At 66.1% G+C, this 15,846-nt stretch carries 12 protein-coding genes and 1 pseudogene; 1 reads left to right on the top strand and 12 read right to left on the bottom strand.

The annotated features are described in order from the left end of the window. Nucleotides 1-208: 208 nt before the first annotated feature. From MZC64_RS46065 to MZC64_RS46045, 5 genes are all read right to left on the bottom strand, one after another. A complete protein-coding gene (locus MZC64_RS46065) occupies nucleotides 209-826 on the bottom strand; it encodes a hypothetical protein (protein WP_247765954.1) in 618 nt (205 codons plus the stop codon). A gap of 433 nt (nucleotides 827-1,259) precedes the next feature. Then, nucleotides 1,260-3,077: a hypothetical protein gene (locus MZC64_RS46060; protein WP_247765955.1), complete on the bottom strand. Its 1,818-nt coding sequence runs from the start codon at nucleotides 3,075-3,077 to the stop codon at nucleotides 1,260-1,262. A 423-nt stretch (nucleotides 3,078-3,500) separates the two neighbouring features. Then, on the bottom strand, nucleotides 3,501-4,742 hold the full coding sequence (locus MZC64_RS46055) for an IS110 family transposase (protein WP_247765956.1): 1,242 nt from the start codon (nucleotides 4,740-4,742) through the stop codon (nucleotides 3,501-3,503). A gap of 845 nt (nucleotides 4,743-5,587) precedes the next feature. Further along, nucleotides 5,588-5,956 carry a hypothetical protein gene (locus MZC64_RS46050; RefSeq protein ID WP_247765957.1) on the bottom strand — a complete coding sequence of 123 codons (369 nt, stop codon included), beginning with the start codon at nucleotides 5,954-5,956 and terminating at the stop codon, nucleotides 5,588-5,590. A 13-nt stretch (nucleotides 5,957-5,969) separates the two neighbouring features. Beyond that, nucleotides 5,970-7,322 (bottom strand): helix-turn-helix transcriptional regulator, encoded by a 1,353-nt coding sequence (locus MZC64_RS46045; protein WP_247765958.1) that lies wholly within the window; start codon nucleotides 7,320-7,322, stop codon nucleotides 5,970-5,972. Nucleotides 7,323-8,412: 1,090 nt separating this feature from the next. Here MZC64_RS46045 and MZC64_RS48445 point away from each other — a divergent pair. Beyond that, nucleotides 8,413-8,541, top strand: a complete 129-nt coding sequence (locus MZC64_RS48445) for a hypothetical protein (RefSeq protein WP_282106995.1) — start codon at nucleotides 8,413-8,415, stop codon at nucleotides 8,539-8,541. Between the two features lie 207 nt (nucleotides 8,542-8,748). Here MZC64_RS48445 and MZC64_RS46040 read toward each other — a convergent pair whose 3' ends face one another. The 7 genes and pseudogenes from MZC64_RS46040 to MZC64_RS46010 all read right to left on the bottom strand — a co-directional run bounded on the left by MZC64_RS46040 (nucleotide 8,749) and on the right by MZC64_RS46010 (nucleotide 15,835). Then, nucleotides 8,749-9,750: a methyltransferase domain-containing protein gene (locus MZC64_RS46040; RefSeq protein ID WP_247765959.1), complete on the bottom strand. Its 1,002-nt coding sequence runs from the start codon at nucleotides 9,748-9,750 to the stop codon at nucleotides 8,749-8,751. Next, nucleotides 9,747-10,199 (bottom strand): lasso peptide biosynthesis B2 protein, encoded by a 453-nt coding sequence (locus MZC64_RS46035; RefSeq protein ID WP_247765997.1) that lies wholly within the window; start codon nucleotides 10,197-10,199, stop codon nucleotides 9,747-9,749. The genes MZC64_RS46040 and MZC64_RS46035 overlap by 4 nt, the downstream gene beginning before the upstream one ends. A gap of 2 nt (nucleotides 10,200-10,201) precedes the next feature. Continuing rightward, entirely contained in the window at nucleotides 10,202-10,435 is a 234-nt protein-coding gene (locus MZC64_RS46030) for a PqqD family protein (protein ID WP_247765960.1), read from the bottom strand. A gap of 32 nt (nucleotides 10,436-10,467) precedes the next feature. After that, nucleotides 10,468-12,300, bottom strand: a pseudogene (locus tag MZC64_RS46025) (albusnodin/ikarugamycin family macrolactam cyclase). A 12-nt stretch (nucleotides 12,301-12,312) separates the two neighbouring features. After that, nucleotides 12,313-12,459, bottom strand: coding sequence for a lasso RiPP family leader peptide-containing protein (locus tag MZC64_RS46020; RefSeq protein WP_247765961.1), 147 nt, complete (start codon nucleotides 12,457-12,459; stop codon nucleotides 12,313-12,315). A 421-nt stretch (nucleotides 12,460-12,880) separates the two neighbouring features. Then, a complete protein-coding gene (locus MZC64_RS46015; RefSeq protein WP_247765962.1) occupies nucleotides 12,881-13,234 on the bottom strand; it encodes a hypothetical protein in 354 nt (117 codons plus the stop codon). A 282-nt stretch (nucleotides 13,235-13,516) separates the two neighbouring features. Beyond that, nucleotides 13,517-15,835 carry an ATP-binding protein gene (locus tag MZC64_RS46010; protein WP_247797801.1) on the bottom strand — a complete coding sequence of 773 codons (2,319 nt, stop codon included), beginning with the start codon at nucleotides 15,833-15,835 and terminating at the stop codon, nucleotides 13,517-13,519. Nucleotides 15,836-15,846 lie beyond the last annotated feature (11 nt).

Genomic DNA, 15,846 nt, shown 5'->3' with positions numbered 1-15,846 from the left:
GTGGCAGAAGACCGCCGAAGAGATCATCGACTCACTCGCACGATATTGCCAGCGGATTTCAGGCGCAGGACACTAGCTGCCCGCGGGCGTCGGTGTCTGCTCCGCAGGTGATCGTGGCGCTGCTGGGCTCGACCAGCAGCGCGGAGGCTCACGAGGAGATGTCTCGTTGCCGTCGGCCACGGTCGTCTGCGCGATGACCACGTCTCAGCTATGCAGTGATTCGCCGGGTGAGGACGCGGGTGGAACCAGTACTGAAATCGGTGATCACGAAGCGGTCCTGTGCAAACAGCGCGGCGATCCGCTCGATGACCGGCACCAGCACGGCATCGGCGTAGACGATCACACCGAGCTCGTCATGCCAGCGGACCGATCCGTTAACCAGGCGAGCGGACACCAGATGGGCGGAGTCGCACCGCCAGCCGTCACCGTGCTCGGCCAGTAGCGCATGGGCCTCGGCGAGCGCGTGCTGCGGCGTATCCGGCGCGTTGCCCTCCCGCAGCCCGAGGCCGACGACAACTCCAGTGCTGGGCACGCGTTGCGGCACGCGTGGCCAGCCGGTCTCTGCCGCCAGGAGCTGTGCGAACGCTTCGCAGGTGGCGATGTCCGGAGAGGTGCCGTAGGTCGGGTTCGGGTCCCGCACGAGCAGCAACTCGGTGACCAGGTCACCGTCGCCGGGCAGGAAGGCGTTCAGTGGCGTACCGGTGTAGGTGGTCAGGTCGCTCAGCAAGGTACGGACCGCATCGAATGGCGTCTGCGGCAGCAGGACCGAGCAAGCCCAGGCACCAAGCGTGGAGAGCTGTTCGGTGTAGGGGGCGGTGGTGGTCACGACGGCCCTTCGGTTCGAGCAGTACTGGTGGTCGGGTCGGTGCAGATTGAGCGCGGCGAGTAGATCTACGCCCCTGAGTTGGCTGGTCACAGCAGAGCTTCCCAGCCGCGACCCCATGGGAGATGTTCCCCGCTCTCCGCTCATGCGCGCTCTCAAGCTCTTGGTACCGGACTGGTGCATGACGAAGGCATCGTGCCAGACCTGGTAGGTGAGGTCGTCTGCCCCGTGAGAGGCTCACGCGAGCAGTCAGGCACGTGACCGAGGTGAACGTCCTCGCGCCGGCTGGGTCAGCTCAACGGACGAGCGCAGCACCTGGCCTTCATCCGGACGGCCGAGTCTCATTCATGCTGCACAGGTGCCGAAAAGCTGTAGAATTGAAAGTGAGAGCGCTGCGCATTGCCAGACCTTGCAAGGCAAACAGGTGGATCAGCCGTCACGTGATCGGCAAATGAGGTCCGATGTAGGCAATGCAGATGACGTCATGATTGTCAGTCTCATCGCGGAAATGCAGTCGTGGCCTGGGCGGGGAATGGCCAATACGAACATGAGCCAGATACAGGCACGTGCCGGTGTCGTCGATCTCGACCGGCACAGGGTGGATCCGGACCCTGCTCAGCCGCGGATTGTTGATCACGGCGTCGCTTTCGCTGAGCGCGACCTGCGCGGCGGAGATCTTGGTTCCGTTGGAGTGCTCATGCAGGTAGGCCGAGAAGTTGCGCAAGGTGGTCATCGAATCGCCGATTACTCGGGCGCGGTGTTTGGCCTGGGCATAGTGCGACAGCGCGCGTACAGAGTTCCATGCTGCGGCGAGCCAGGCGGGACGGGGCTGCAGGTTGGCGATGGTGTCACCAATGGCGGGGCTGAACCACAGGTGTGGCAGTGCGCGGGCCGTGCTTAGCAAGGCCTCCCACGTTGCGGGCACCAGCTCTTCTGCGGAGTCCGGGGCAGGCTCGCTCTGGTGGCCAGTCACCACGGCCGGACTGTAGTGCCGGCGGCGAGCACGTTCGTTCTGGTAAGTGGCGGCTTGGTCGCCAAGCTCGTCAATCTGCCTATGAGCGGCGGCGAGTTGCTGTGCTTGATCCTCCAGTGCCAGCCGTAGCTCGGCAAGCTGCTCCGGGCTACCGACAGCTTCCGCCTGGGCACGGTAGCTCTCTGCGTCGGCCTGCCACCTTTCGCACGTTGCCATGGCCTTCTTCAAGTCCGCGGACTGTGCAGCTGTCTGTTTCTCCAGCTCGAGAACCCGTGCCTGCAGCGTGTCTCGGGCCAGCCCCGTGATGTGGAGCTGCTGTCGCATCTTGCTCAGGTCATCCAGTGCCGCGGTGAGCAGGTCGTCGAGTTGGTGGGCCTGGTGGAACAGCAATCGGGGCAGCTCGCCCTCGTGCGCGGCAGCGACTGCACGGAACACTCCTCGGCCGAGGTTTTCGTATCCGGCCGTGGCCAGCAGTTGCGGTCCGTGGGTTGCGCCGACCTGGTAGATCTTCGCGGGCTTGGGTGCTCGGTTCTTGGTGCTGTTCGTGTTCCTATTCTGCCCGCTGTTTCTGGTGGGCAGCGACCGCTCAGCGATGTCGGCACCCTCGCTGCACAAGTACAGCAGGACGTGCAGAACCAGCCGGACCGCCAGGATGAGCCAGTCTCGCTGCCGTTCCGACGCCAGCGGGATCCCCGGCTGGGGCGCGAAGGCGGTGAGTACCTGATCGACGATCTGGTCGATGGTGAAGTGATCGGTCACCAGTGGGAGCGTGAGCTGGGTTTGATCAATGCTGACTTCGACGCCGTGGTGATCGAGGACTCCGGCGATCACGATCACTCCGATTCCCCGGCGCTGCGGGTCGTCGCTGCCACACAAGCCGCCTCTGGTCTCGGCCAACCGTCCGTGCACCAGGAACCCGTGCACGTTAGCCGCCGCGCCGTCAGGCAGCGTGGCCGGAATCGGCTGGGGAAAGATCACCAGCGGGTTGGGGTGTCGCTGTAGCCGCTCGAAGATGACTCTGGGCAGCTCGCCGGATTGGCTGGTCCGAAGCGCTGCCAGCAACCCGGGGTGGATCGAGTATGTGGACTTGCCTGAGGAGGCCCAGATCTTGCGTGCCGCGAGCGACATGATGCTGAAGTACAGTTCGTGCAGCTCATGCTGCGGCGTGCCTGAGAGTACGGGGTCCGCTCCGCTGGCCACCGCTTGCACCTGGTCCCACCGGCCATGGTCACGGACCTGATCCTCTTGCTGGGCCAGGTGCCACTCGAGCCGCGAGATCAAGAGTGGAGCCTGCTCACCAAGACCGAGCACAGATTTCGCCTGCACCCCAGGGAATCCTCTCGCGCCGCATGATCACTATGACAATCAGGACACTATCGGCCGCGCTGGCAGCCACGATCGGGTGACCGTCGCAGGCCGCATGGTCGTGACCCGGTTCCAGAGCGGGGCCAGGCCCCGTGTGTCTGTTGTGCTGTTGGGGATTTCGGCACGCCATGGAGGATGGCGGTCACCGCTGAAACCGCGGACCACTGTCCACAGTGGTCAACGAGGCAGTGCCCACGGCTCAGAGAGGAGGCGAGGTGGCGGAGTCGCCAGGTTCCTTGGGGTGTGGGCAGGGGGACAGCCGGGCACCGCTCCCACGTCAGGGGTCAAGCCCCGGGATGTGGTCCTAGGTGTGTTCCCGGCTGTCCTCCAGCCCAGGCGTCAGGCAGCCTCAGAAACGGCTGTGGCAAACGCCGTGGCCTCGTTGTAGAGCTCGTTGTGGTTGAGGCAGTGGTGCAGGCAGGTGATGAGGCGGCCGAACAGGTTACGCAGAGCCGCGGCGTGCGCATCGCCGGCGGCGCGGCGGCGGTCGTAGTGGTCGCGGCAGCCCGGCGATTTGGTGAGGGAGGTAAACGCCCAGACGTGCCCGGTGGCCATGAGGTATTTGTTGGCGATCCTGCGATAGGACACCGAGCTGCCGCTGCCGCTGGCCCAGGTCAGTGGTGCCGCGCCGGCGTAGGCGCGAAGTCCTCGGGCTGTGGCGAATCGTGTGTTGTCGTCTCCGAGTTCGGCGAAGAGGCGGAGGGCGATGAGTGGGCCCACGCCTGGGAATGATCGGTAGATCGCGGAGTGGGGGTGTGCCTCGAAGGCGGTGCCTGCGTGTTCAGCGAGTTCGGTTGCGGTGTGGTCTGCGTGGTTGAGGGCGTCCAGCTGTGCGAGTGTGCGGATGCCCATGGTTTCCTCGACTACGGGGTGGGTGCGGAGTTGGCGGATTCTGAAGTGGTCGAACAGCCGATCGGCCTGATCGTCGAGCAGGCGGGTGCGGCCGGCCTCGGCCAGGGTCGTGCGCACTCGGGTCCGGCTAAGCCGGGCCGCCAGGGCAGGAGTGGGCGCGATCGCCAGTAGCGCACGGGCTTCCGGGCGGAGCAGGCCGTTGGGGAGTTCCTGCCAGGCGGTGATCGCGGCCGGGAAGTACTCCCGCAGTTGGGATCGGAGCCGGTTGAAGTGACGTTGACGTGCACGCGCCGCGCTCTGGTACTCGCGGACCAGGACCGCGATCGCTGTGGCCGCGGGGGTGTTGACTGGTAGCGGTCGATGGTGGATGAGGTCCGTGCGCAAAATGTTGGCCAGCAGGGCCGCGTCTCTGCGGTCGCTTTTCTGTCTGGTGGGGTGCAGGCGTCCGCGGTAGCGGGCCACGACAGCGGGGTTGATGGCATAGACAGTTTGGCCACGGCTCACGAGGGCGTCGACGAGCAGGCCCGTCCCGGTCTCGATCGCGATGGGGACGTCACGGCGCCTGTGTCGCGAGCTGGGGTTGGCCTTGGCGAGTAGGCGCAAGCATTCCGTGATCCCCTCGGGAGTTTCGGGGATGCGCGCCGAGGCGATGATCTCGCCGGAGTCGTCGACGACGGCGACGTCATTGAGCCCTTCGGACCAGTCAATTCCAGCGAAGCAGCGTGGCACAGGGATCCTTGGTTGTCAGCGGCAGTGCGGGCCGGGAACCGTTCTCAGATAAGGGCTCGGTGGCTCGGGATCGCAAGGGGTCTCCCCCGGCCCGCCGGTGTGATCGTCGCGATGATCACTCCATCGTGGACCTTACACGGTGCGGGCCAAGGGTTCCAGCACGCCGCGAACAGCGCACGGAGGCGGTGCGGTACACAATGTTGTTGGCGCAGAACAGGCATCACTGTCCATAACGGATGAGTCTGCGCAGATACGTTGCGGTATCACGAAATCTCAGGATCGAACAGGACCCTGGTATCGCCGATGCCGCCAGTTCTGGAACGCTCTGCGACCTTGCACCGATTTCCTGCCGCCACAGAGCCACGGAAGGCGAGCAACCCGTGTCGTTGCCAGGTGTCTGCTTCCAGCGGCGGCCGCTGAAGCAGACGGGGCGCTGGCGCTCCCCTGAGCTGCTCGAGGATCCCGATGACACGAGGACAAGCGCGGTGCGGCGGTGGATGTCTGCGGCTGTGGCGGAGTGGCCGTGGCGCTCCCTCAGTGTCGGACTCCGTTGCAGTGCCAGGTGGAGTACAGACCACCTCGCCTATCTCGCGGGAGGGGCACTAGCGGGCGGGTTGGGTCGGTCCCGACTCCTCGGGGCGTGACGTGCTCGGTCATGCCCCGAGGGGCGGATCCGGTGTGAGTACGAGTCACCAGTGCTGGCAGTCGGGAACCTCGGTCGCTACTGGGGCTTTGACTGCTGTTCTGTACCTGCCGTCGGCAGTCGCGTTGGTGTCTGTGGCACAGCACGCGACTGCTGCTCCGGTGCCCCGGCTGCCGATGTGGGGCTGCCTCGTCCTCCCGGTCTAGGAAGCCTGAAACTCTTGTTCGAATCGCAGGAAGATGCTGATGTTCACTCGACGATGCCACTCCTGCATGTCTCCCCAACCGGCCACATAGGCCGGTTTCGGGTCGTCAACGTGCCGGTAGACCTGGGCTAGCCAGCACAAGGTGACATACTGGCCTTTCTGTTCCTGGGTCAGTTGGGCGGCATGCCCGTCGGATCTGGTCAGAAAATCTCGGAGCTGCCCTTCCACCGCGGCAGCACACCGTTGTTCCCACTCTCGAGTCTCGGGCCAGGGAGCCACATAGGAGCTTTTCGGCTCGCCCGGATAGTGCTCATTCACTGCGTCAATCCAGGTCTGCCGGAAAAATTCTCCAGGTTCGTGCTGCAAGTCACGCTCCTCACTAACGATGAGTACTGCCTGTGGGAAAGAGGTGGGTAATCTGATTGTCTAGCACGCTGATCCGCTTCTCTCCCAGGAGAGGGATAAAGCGCTCCCGCAGCCCGAGCAGTTTGCGTTCGATGACACCTGAACCTGTCTGCTGCGCGGCTTCCAGGGCATGCCGAGCCGACAGCGCCATCTGGTCGAGATCTCTGCTCAGGAAGCCGACCGTAGCGAGGTCGGCGAGCACGGTGCCTCGTCGGCGTGTGGACAGCGGACCTCGCAAGGCTTCGGTCAATGACGCTTCTGCCAGGGCAGGGATACCCAGCTCAACCAAGCTGGCTCCACGCTCCTCAGGGAGGCGTGTTCCGTTGAAACGCAGCCATCCTGAGGTGCGGTGCCGCCCATCGATGTCGTGGACGCCGTCAGCGATGTCGAACGCCTGACGGCATGCTCTCTCCTGGCCGAGCCCGGCCAGGGCCTGGCCGCGAACGACGCTGACCCAGTGGCGTGTCGGCAGACTGGGGTCTCCGCGCTGCGCGCACCTCATCGCCGCGTCAAGCAGTGGCAGGGCCTTGCCGAAGTGGCGGTCGTAGAGGTCGATGAAGGAATGCCGGACCAGGGCACAGGCCCAGAGATCGTAGTCCTGCGCCTGCTTGCCGGCCTCAGTGGCCAACGAATAGCACTGGGCGGCATCGGTGTACCTGTTGGCGTCGAAGAGGATTTCACCTGCGAGCTGAAACAGGTCCGCGGTGTATGCGGACAGGCGCCGCCTGGATGGTCCCTCTGGGCTGTTCTGGAGGCTGCTGGTCAGCTCGTTGAGCTGGTGGCGAACCACTGCGAGCATGTCCATTTTCGAGACAGCATCGCTGTATTCTCGCCACAAGCGAAGGTTGAGCTTCTCATACTGGTCGAGTGTCTCTGGGTCAGGCCGGAGCGCGTGGGTGGAATGGTAGGCGAGTCGGTCCCAATCCACGGCATCGGCAGCTGCTGGGAATGCCAGTCCTGCACCGGCGAAGCTGAAGAGCCGCAGAAGGTCTCGGCGGTTCACGTCGTCGCACTCCGTTGTCTCGCGCTGCCCCCTGATGATGACCGTGTGACCGTAACTGAGGGTCTCTGGCAGGGCCGTGTGTGTCCCTGACGCGAGGTCTCGGCCTGTCAGACCCGGTTCGTTCTCAGTGAGCAGGACCCCTAACTGCTCGATGCCCAGGCGTAGTAGCGCGGCCAGCCGCGGTCGATGCCAGGGCTGGGGATTGCTCTGCCCTCTTTCCCAGCGGCCGACGGTCCTGGGTGTCACACCGACTTCGCCGGCGAGCTGTTCCTGGCTGTAGCCGCATGCCTCCCGGCGTTGTCTCAGGGCCAGCCTGTCGCCCATCTGACTGTCTCTCCCCCGCTTGACTGCGCGTGTCACGAGTACTTGCATCTTGCCTGTTCAGAGGCTGCGATGTCTTGTCGATGTCCGAGAAATGTCCGGATCAAGGCTCTGTCGCCGCGCGGTTCGGGCCGGTTGAGTGCAGGTGGAGAGGCCAAGCGGCACCCACCCATGGAGGCCAGAGGATGTCCAGGACGGTTCTTTCTCACCGCCGCGGCGGTGAATTTCTTCTTGCGGCGGTCGCTGAGGACAGCGAGTGCGGGTGTGCCGGTGTGGCACAGCGACACTGCCGCCGCGAGGGGGACGGTGAGCCGGTCGCCCCTGTGGGTCAGCTTCGGCCGACGGCGGCAGCGATCTCGACGCTCGGTGATCTGTTGTCTGTTCTCGCGCAGTGGCTGGGCGCTCCGGGCCGCGCGGATGTGCCCGAGATGGCCATGCTGGGCAGCCCACGATGACCGCCGGCGGTGTCGCTGCGCCCCAGGCCCGAATGCGGTCTGCGGAGCCGGAGAAGGCGCGTGCGCGTGAAGTGGTGTGTGCGGAGGAGGCCTGTGGCACTGCCGTGCTGATCGGGCTGCTGGAGACTGGGAGGATCGGCCGGGAGGAGTACGCCGCGCTCGTCCGCCTGATCACGGGGTGGCGCTGGCTCAGCGACCTCCACCAGCCCGGCAAGTCCGGCCGGTGTCGCGGATGCCCGAGGTCCTGGCGGGGACGCCCGGTGTGGCCGTGTGTCGTCGTTCGCGCCGTCACCGCTGTGTTCACCGACTGAACCGCCCCGGTGTGTGCTGATGTGAAGGAGAGGGCGATGGCGGACACATCACTGCAGAGGCCACGGTTCAGAGGGTTGCCTGCTGCCCCGAGGGGCGGAGGTGAGCTGGCCGTCCACGGGGTGACCATCGGCGCCATGATCAGCGGATGGGGTTTCAGTGTTGCCGCGACGCCGGGCTGGCATGGTCGGGTGACCGGTCTGTTGCTGGTGCATCCGACTGGACATCACCTGGACAGTGACGCGGTGTGGGGAGGATCTCTGTGTGTAGTGGGAGTCCGCGTTCTCACCGCCTTCTCCCCCTGTGTCCCGTGTCGTGAACCGACTGTGGTGCGGAGCGGCTCCGGAACTCTGCGCGCGGTCGCGCAGGCACTGCATGCGCCGCGGGAGAAGGACAGCGTGCTGGAGATCATCGGGGCCCGGCCTCGCGCGCTGCTGCGGGTGAGCGCCCAGGACTGAGCTCGACGCGCGACCGCGGCCAGGCCCTGCCGCAGTGTGCGCGCCCGTCGAGCATTCCCGGGCGCAGGCCGAGCGCGGACCTGCGCCCCCTTTTCCTCCGGGCTGCGGTTGTTCACACACCAGGTGTGCACTCACCCCACCGCGCCCGGTCCAGGAGGGCGGGGTCAGGACCATCAGGGTCGCTGACCCCGCCGCTCCCCTGGCGGCCTAGGCACCACACTGCGCTCGTACCGCCCAGCCCTCGGCGACCTCGGTCAGCACCACCTCTAGATCCTGGAGGCGGGGCCGGCCCCGGTGCTGCCACTGCCGGCGCAGCTCCCCCAGTTCCTCGACTGCCTCGGTGCCTCCGGCGGCGAGCAGATGGCCATGAGAGGTGACGAACGCAGCACCCTGGGCGTGCACGACCCCGATGCACCGGCCCAGTCCGGGGCCCCCGGTGCTGCCGGGACTCGTAGTGGTGCTCAGAACAAAGGCGGCGAAAGACTCCATGGTCTGCCGGTCCTGCGGGAGGAAGCCTGTGACGGGCTCGGCAAGCCGGATCTGTTCCAGCAACGCTGTCGCCGACTCTCGCATCGCGTGGTCTCGGAGTGCGGTGGCGCTGAGCCACCATGCCGATCCGGCGTCATCGCGGAGTTCGCTGTCGACGAATCGGACAGGACGGCCCAGTTCCTCGATGACCTCATGGTGCATGTCGATGAAGGATCCTGGGTGCAGTGCGGGGTTGACCGGCGCACCCTGGTGGAGGGTGCACAGAATGACCGCGTTGGCGTGGGCGATCTCGGCAATCTTGACTGGTGCGACCAGGACGGCGGTGGGAGCGGCTTGCTCCACCCACGCTCGGGGCAGGACGGGAGCCGTGGTCCACCCGATCACAGCGTCGTAGGGGGCTCCCGGCGCCCAGCCTTGGAATCCATTGTGGACATGCACCTCGATGTTGCGGTGGTTGGCCGAGGCGTGCAGGCCGCGGGCCCGGATCACCAAGTCCGCATCCACATCCAGCGACACCACCCGGCCGCTGTCACCGACGAGGTGGGACAGCACGGCGCCGGTATAGCCTGAGCCGGTGCCGATCTCCAGCACCGCGGCCCCGGGTGCGGGGGCCAGGAGTCCGAGCATCCGCTCGATCGTGGCCGGCGCCGTGCTTTGTGGGATGACTTCCCCCTCGGAGGTGTGAACCCACACCTGGTAGTCGACATCGATGCCGTTCACGATGTTCTCCAGCTTCCTCTGGTGGTTCCTGGCAGGCGAGAAATGACCCGCAGCGGTCTGCAGCCTGTTGTGGAGTCAGGTTCGCCCAGCGGTGTGCCGGCATCGTCGGCGAGCCAGGCGTGCGCAGTGATCGGTGGTGTGCGTACTCCGATGCACCAGCTCACGCCCCGCCGACACACCGCCAGGATCACGAACGCCGCCAGCGAGCGTTCCAGGCAGGCGACCCGTCCCGGTATCCAGCGCGCACCGGCGGTGACCATGTCGAGCGCGCGCTGAGTTTCCTCGGCTGTGGCGGCGCGCTGGGTGGTCCGCGCCAGAGCCTCGGCCGCGGCGGTGAGACGATCGAATCGGATCAGGCGAAGCACGGCCCAGGCCGCCAGGCCCGCGCACGCGCCGATGCTGGTGGCCAACAACCCTGGTGGCCGTTTCTGCCGCATTGCCATGGGCATGCTCACGCGGTCACCTCCAGCAACGAGAGTTCGAGTAATCGGCCGACGAAGGTTTCGAGGTCGGCTCGTACCTGGCTGACCGGCACATCGAACTCCGTCGCCACGGACTGCGCCGCCGGGGACAGGTCGCCAGCGTGTGTCTGCAGGGCACACCACATGGCACGCGCTGTGGAAGAGCCCTGGTAGTACTGGCCGGAGCGTTCGGCCAGCACGATCATGGTTCCCCCCTCGATCATGACAGCGTGTACACCGGGTGCTGCTCGCACCGTCATGACGTGTCCCTTCCTGCCGAGTCGTGTGTGCCGCTGTTGCCTCGTAGCCACAACTCGGTCGTGACCAGCAGGTCCAAGGCACCGAGGGGGATTGCCTGCCCCGCCCGGGCCCGGCTGATCACCGCGCGGACCGCAGAGTCCTCGATCAGGCCAACCTGGGCGAGGCAGGAGTCGGTGAACAGGCGGGTCAGCTCGGGTGCGTTGGTAGCCAGACCGCGGTAGGCATAAGCCGTGTGGTCGCCTTTGGTGCTGCGGCGCAGCACGGATGCGGGCACCAGGTTGGTGAAGGCGTTGACCAGTAACGGTTTCGCCTGGTGTGGAGTCGTGCGATGCCAGGCCGGTATCGACCAGCAGGCCCGAATGACCGCATCATCCAGAAACGGCGACTGGTGGTTGATTCCCTGGGTCGCGGCGAGATCGGCATCGAGTCGTTGTTGCCTGCCGAAGGCGGTCAGGGTGAGCCAGGCAGCCGTGTCACCGATGCCGAAGCTGCCGGGAACTACCGGCTCCGCGTGCTCTGCGGCGTGCTGGTGCAGTCGCTCAGCCACGAGCTCTCGCCCCTGTCTGCTCATCCAGGCCGCGACCGCGGTGTGCGGCAACAGCGAGAGTGCCGCCATCGGCCTGGCCGCCGGGAGGCTGCCGGCGCGGAGCTGCGCGGCCAGCGCACCAAGTTCGCTTCGGTAATTCGCCTGCCGCGCCGACCGTGCGGTGCGGATCAGCAGGTGGGGTGCTTGGTTTCGCAACTGTGCCCAGCCCACCGCATGCCGCCAGAGTTGCCCGGCCGCGCGTAGGTGGGCCAGGTCGGCGAGATAGAGCAGGGGGGCGGTCATCACCGCGTCCCCACCATCGCCCCCGAGGTGTACGTCTGGTCCGAGGCTGGCGATGTGGGAATGCCACCACCGTTCGCAGGCACTGGATGCAGCCAGGGCCCCGGGCTCGTCCAGCGGGGGTAGCTGGTCAAGTTCGGAATAGGGCAGGACATGCGGTGGCATGGGACGTTGTCGGTGTGTCAGGCCGGGAACCTGAGCCACGACCGAGGCGGCTGCTTGAGCATCGTCGACGTCGGGAATGGTCATCGTCTACGCAGGCACTCGGCCAGGTGCTGTCTTGGCCGCGAGGGTTGCCACGGTGGAGGAATCAAGTCCGCCGCTCAGGTCGACTGAACTGACCTGGGCTGTGCGCACCCGGAGTTCTACCGCCTGACGCAGGGCTGTTCTGAGAACGACTGCGGCGTCCCCCTGTTCTGTCTCTGGAGTGGGCAAGGTGTGCACTTGGTGTACGGAGCTGGCTCCGGTGCGGCGCAGTCTCAGCCCCCAGCCTGGCCGCAGTGCCTGCACTCCTGTCCACGGTGAGCCCTCGGCCCACACGTCCGAGGCGCGGGGAAGGATCAAGCGGGTCGCCAGCCATCCCTTGTCGACTCCGGTGCTGACAGTTCTGGCTAGGTGACTGCAGTGAGATCCGAGTACGGTCCGCCCGTTGGGAGTGCGGGTGTAGAAGACCGTGCGTTGTCCGGCGAGATCTCCCACGATGACTGCATCATCGCGCCGCACGGCGATCACCACGCTGCTCCCGCCGACCGAGGCTAGTGCCGAATCACCGCCGCGAGCCACCTGCTCGCCGATGGTGGTCAGCTCCCGATCATCCGCGGGGCAGTAGCCCAGCACCAGCAGGCGACAGCCTGGAACGTCAACCTTCCGTAGGCCGCCGGGTGGCCCGGATCTGGTGTGCCACAACCGAATCCAGTCGGCGGCGACGGCAGTCAGATCCGGGCACGCGCGTGCTGGAGGTACGTGGAGAGCGTCGCGGCCGACGGTTTCCGCCAACCACATCACGTGATCCGCCTAGAAATAGTAGGACCGTTTCTCCATGGTGTCGTCGAACGCACTGCCCTGGGTCAGCTCGACAACACCGCCGAGCGCGATGACCTCCGGCGGCTCATATCGCGGCGCTTCTTTGATTGCATCGGTCGGGAACGTAGTGGCCTCCATGGCCATCCTTTCCGTGCACTCACCCATCCCCATCGTGCAACGAAACATCCTGCTGCGCAAGCACTCCGGCGAAGGTGCGCCGCCGTGCCGAGACGTACGAGACGACCGGTGGGGTGAGTGTGTGGTTGCGCCTGGCTCAAGCATGGACTCATCTGGGACCGCTGTGCGGTGTCCGGGGATGATGGGGTGCAGTCAGGCAATGGGATGTGTGAAGTGCCGCAATGAGTACCGCGCCTACCCTGGCCAGCGAGTCCCGCTGCCGGCGTGAGCGCGCCACCTGGTTCGCGTGCGCCCTGTCCGCGACGCTGAGGTCGTGGACGCTTGGTGTGCAGCCACATCCGTTGTCGAGGCTGGAACATCAGACCTGCTCGAACATCGGCGGCCTGTCGCATGGCTGTGTCACCAGAACGGGTCAGCGTGGCTAGCCCAGCCACAGACCGAGGCCGACACTGACCCCCAGGGCAAAGCCTGTGGCCAGTGCAGGACCGGCGATCCACCATGTCAGCCGCCGCCTGTGGCTGATCGCGACGATCCCGCACACCAGCATGACCACGAAAGACAGCACCCAGACCGCGGAGGGCAGGATGAGAAGGAGGAACTGCATGGGGACCGAACAGATCCCCTGGTGCGCGGGGTCGGTGGTCATCGAGCAGCTGGCCACGCCCATCGCAGCGACACCGGTCCAGTAGAGGATCAGCGGGGTCAAGGCGATCATCGCGAGCAGAGACCCCAGCAGGGTGGCCCAGCGAAGCGAGGTTGGTCGGAGCGTCGTCACACTGTTCTCCTGGTACGCGATCGGAGATGGTGGTTGTGGGGTGCCAGCACTGCTCCCCTGTCGCCGAGGCCACCGACGCACGGCAGAGCAGATCCGTGAGAAGGCTGGGACATCGCCGCAGTGGCGCCAAACATCTGCCAGGCCCCACGGCCGGGGCAACGGTCGTGGCGAATGCGGCCGCGCAACAACAGGGCGTGCGGAGCCGTACGGGGCGGCCGATGCAGGCGGAAGGCGCCGCCACGGTGTAAGTCCACCTCATGGCTAGCGGTATAGAACTCAAGGTCAGGCCAGGACAGTCGAGGTGTGGTGTTGTTGAGAGACACCTGGAGGTCGATCGTGCCGTGCCGCTACTGCGTGTGGCACAGGGCCTGTGTTCTGCCTAGCACTCGCCGCTGTGCGGTTTCCTTCTCGTTCCAGGGTTTCCAGCACAGCGGTGATCGCGGGCGTTGAGCCACTGGCCGGGAGCAGTTGTGCCAGCGCTGCACGCGCACTGCGGACTCGGCTGTGCTGCCCCATGGTGTCAGCCACGATGGCTGTACTGCCTTCCACCGCAGCGTGTTCTGCCCTGGAGGATTCCGGGCTGAGGAGCATGCGGGCGCGGGCGAGGGCATCTGCAGCGTTGTGGGCTTTACCGAGTCCCAGATGAACAGCCGCCATGGTGATCAGCACCCGCACCTGTGCGGCGCGATCGTCCATGAGCGCGAATGCCTGCGATGCGGTGTTGAGCAGTGCCAGTGCTTGCGCGGATCGGCCTGTGGCAGCGCAGCTTTCGGCTAGTCCGATGTTGTGCACATGTGCCATCCGCGCGTTGTGGTCACGGACGAAGATCGCGGCTGCGGTGCAGTGAAGTTTCTCGGCTACTCGTGGGTCGGCCCAGCGGCTGCTGAGATAGGGCAGAAAACCGTTCCACTGCTCGGGCAAGCTGAGGAATCTCGACCCGGTGATGGAGGCAAGACGGCTGGCGAGGTCCAGGTGTGCAGAGGCTGGCAAGCCTGCGTCCGCAGATCCGGCACGATAGGGCCGCGGCGCCACGAGGCGTGCCATCGCTAGGCCGAAGCGAACCTCGCTTTGCCTTCGCTGCATGCCTGATTCGCACGCCAGGGGCAGGACTTTCTGATAGATCCGGATCCAGTCGGCCGCTCCGCCCTGGAGGGCGCACAACCGGCTCAGTGCGTAGTGCAACGGCCAGACGATGGATCGGAGCTCGCGGAGCTGCACGGTGATGGTGACGGCTCGCTGGAGGTCCCTGCGGTGAACCTCCAGCCACGCCAGGGCTTGCAAAGGGCTGTCGAAGAGGTCGGCCGCGGTGGAGCCATCACGGACTGGAGTTCGCAGCGAACTGTCGCCCGATCCACCTAGGACGTCAATCGCGGCGACGGCTGTGCGGGCCAGTTGACGAAGGCCGGCGGCGACTGCTGCGGCTTGGGACGCCGCGCTGAGTGGAGGTGTGGCGTGGCGAATGGTGCGTGCCAGGGCGCGAGGTATCCGGTAGTGGTTCGGATGAATCATGGTCAGTAGGCCGCGGTCGGTGAGTCGTTGGAGGATCTCTCCTCCTTCGGTACTGGTGCCGCAGCCGAGGACGGCTGCGGCTACCGGTGGAGTGAGCTCGTGACCGGGATACTCCGCCAGTCTGCGCACCCGGCGGACCAAGAGTGGGCCAGCGCCCTGCAGGGCCAGGGCTGTCGCCGATGCCACCACATCGGTACTCCGGGCCGTGCCGAGGGTGGCACGGCAGGTCCCGGTTTCTCCGGTGAGGCGGCGTGCGGCCCAGGTCAGGCTGGATGGCCGGCGGGTGGCGATGGTGACGGCGGCTAGTCGCAATGCCAGCGGGTTCCCCGCGCAGTGCGTCAGGATCTGCTCCCACGCTTGGTCCGCGGCCTCGATTCGTGAGGCGCCCAGAATGCCGGCGGCCAGTTCCGTCGCGGCGGTGTCATCCAGCGGGGTCAGGACGTGGTGCTTGGCCTCACGAAGTCCCCACAGTCCTGGCGGGCCGACAGCAGTGGTGATCAGGACGACGCAGGTTGTCGAGCTCGGCAGCAGTCCGAGCAGGTCGTCGGTGGCTTCGGCGTTGTCGACCACGATGAGTAGATGTTGTCCGGCGGTGGCGTTGTGGAGCAGCTCGACCTTGAGTGCTCTGGTGTGCGCAGCGTCGATTCGCCAGGCCGGGATGGTGAGTGCACGCAGCAGTGCCTCCAGGACGGCAGTGGCATCCAAGGCAGCGTGGGTGCCGTGTCGGTAGTCGGCCAAATCGAGCCAGATTGCCCCGTGTGGGAACTGCTGCTGGTTGCGCTGGCCCCAGGTGAGGGCCAAGGCTGTCTTTCCTATCCCGACTTCACCGGAGATCACCACGGTCGCAGACGTCGGTTGCGCGCGGTGGAGGGCGGCCAGCTCGTCCAGGAGAGCCAAGTCGCGGTCCCTGCCGAGCAGTGGTTGCGGCGCGGTCGGGAACTGTGATGGTCGCTGCCGTGGTTCCGGTATGACCGAGGCTGGCTTGGCCTGGTCCAGTATCCGCGCCCATCGCAGGACAGCCTCCCGCTTCGCGTGGCCGTGGACTGCTGGGGCTGCATCCTGAATCGCACTGGGGCCGGTGGTGATCGTCATTGGTGTCCAAC

The organism is Crossiella sp. S99.2, assembly GCF_023094165.1.
Lineage (GTDB): Bacteria > Actinomycetota > Actinomycetes > Mycobacteriales > Pseudonocardiaceae > Crossiella.
The sequence above is the reverse complement of the archived record's forward strand: the minus strand, read 5'-3'. Positions and strand labels throughout refer to the sequence as shown.

Excerpts from the sequence above, each read along its gene's own strand:
- MZC64_RS46045 (WP_247765958.1), bottom strand. The coding sequence starts at position 7,322 with ATGGGCGACAGGCTGGCCCTGAGACAACGCCGGGAGGCATGCGGCTAC.
- MZC64_RS46035 (WP_247765997.1), bottom strand. The coding sequence starts at position 10,199 with ATGCCCATGGCAATGCGGCAGAAACGGCCACCAGGGTTGTTGGCCACC.
- MZC64_RS46030 (WP_247765960.1), bottom strand. The coding sequence starts at position 10,435 with ATGATCGAGGGGGGAACCATGATCGTGCTGGCCGAACGCTCCGGCCAG.
- MZC64_RS46020 (WP_247765961.1), bottom strand. The coding sequence starts at position 12,459 with ATGGAGGCCACTACGTTCCCGACCGATGCAATCAAAGAAGCGCCGCGA.
- MZC64_RS46010 (WP_247797801.1), bottom strand. The coding sequence starts at position 15,835 with ATGACGATCACCACCGGCCCCAGTGCGATTCAGGATGCAGCCCCAGCA.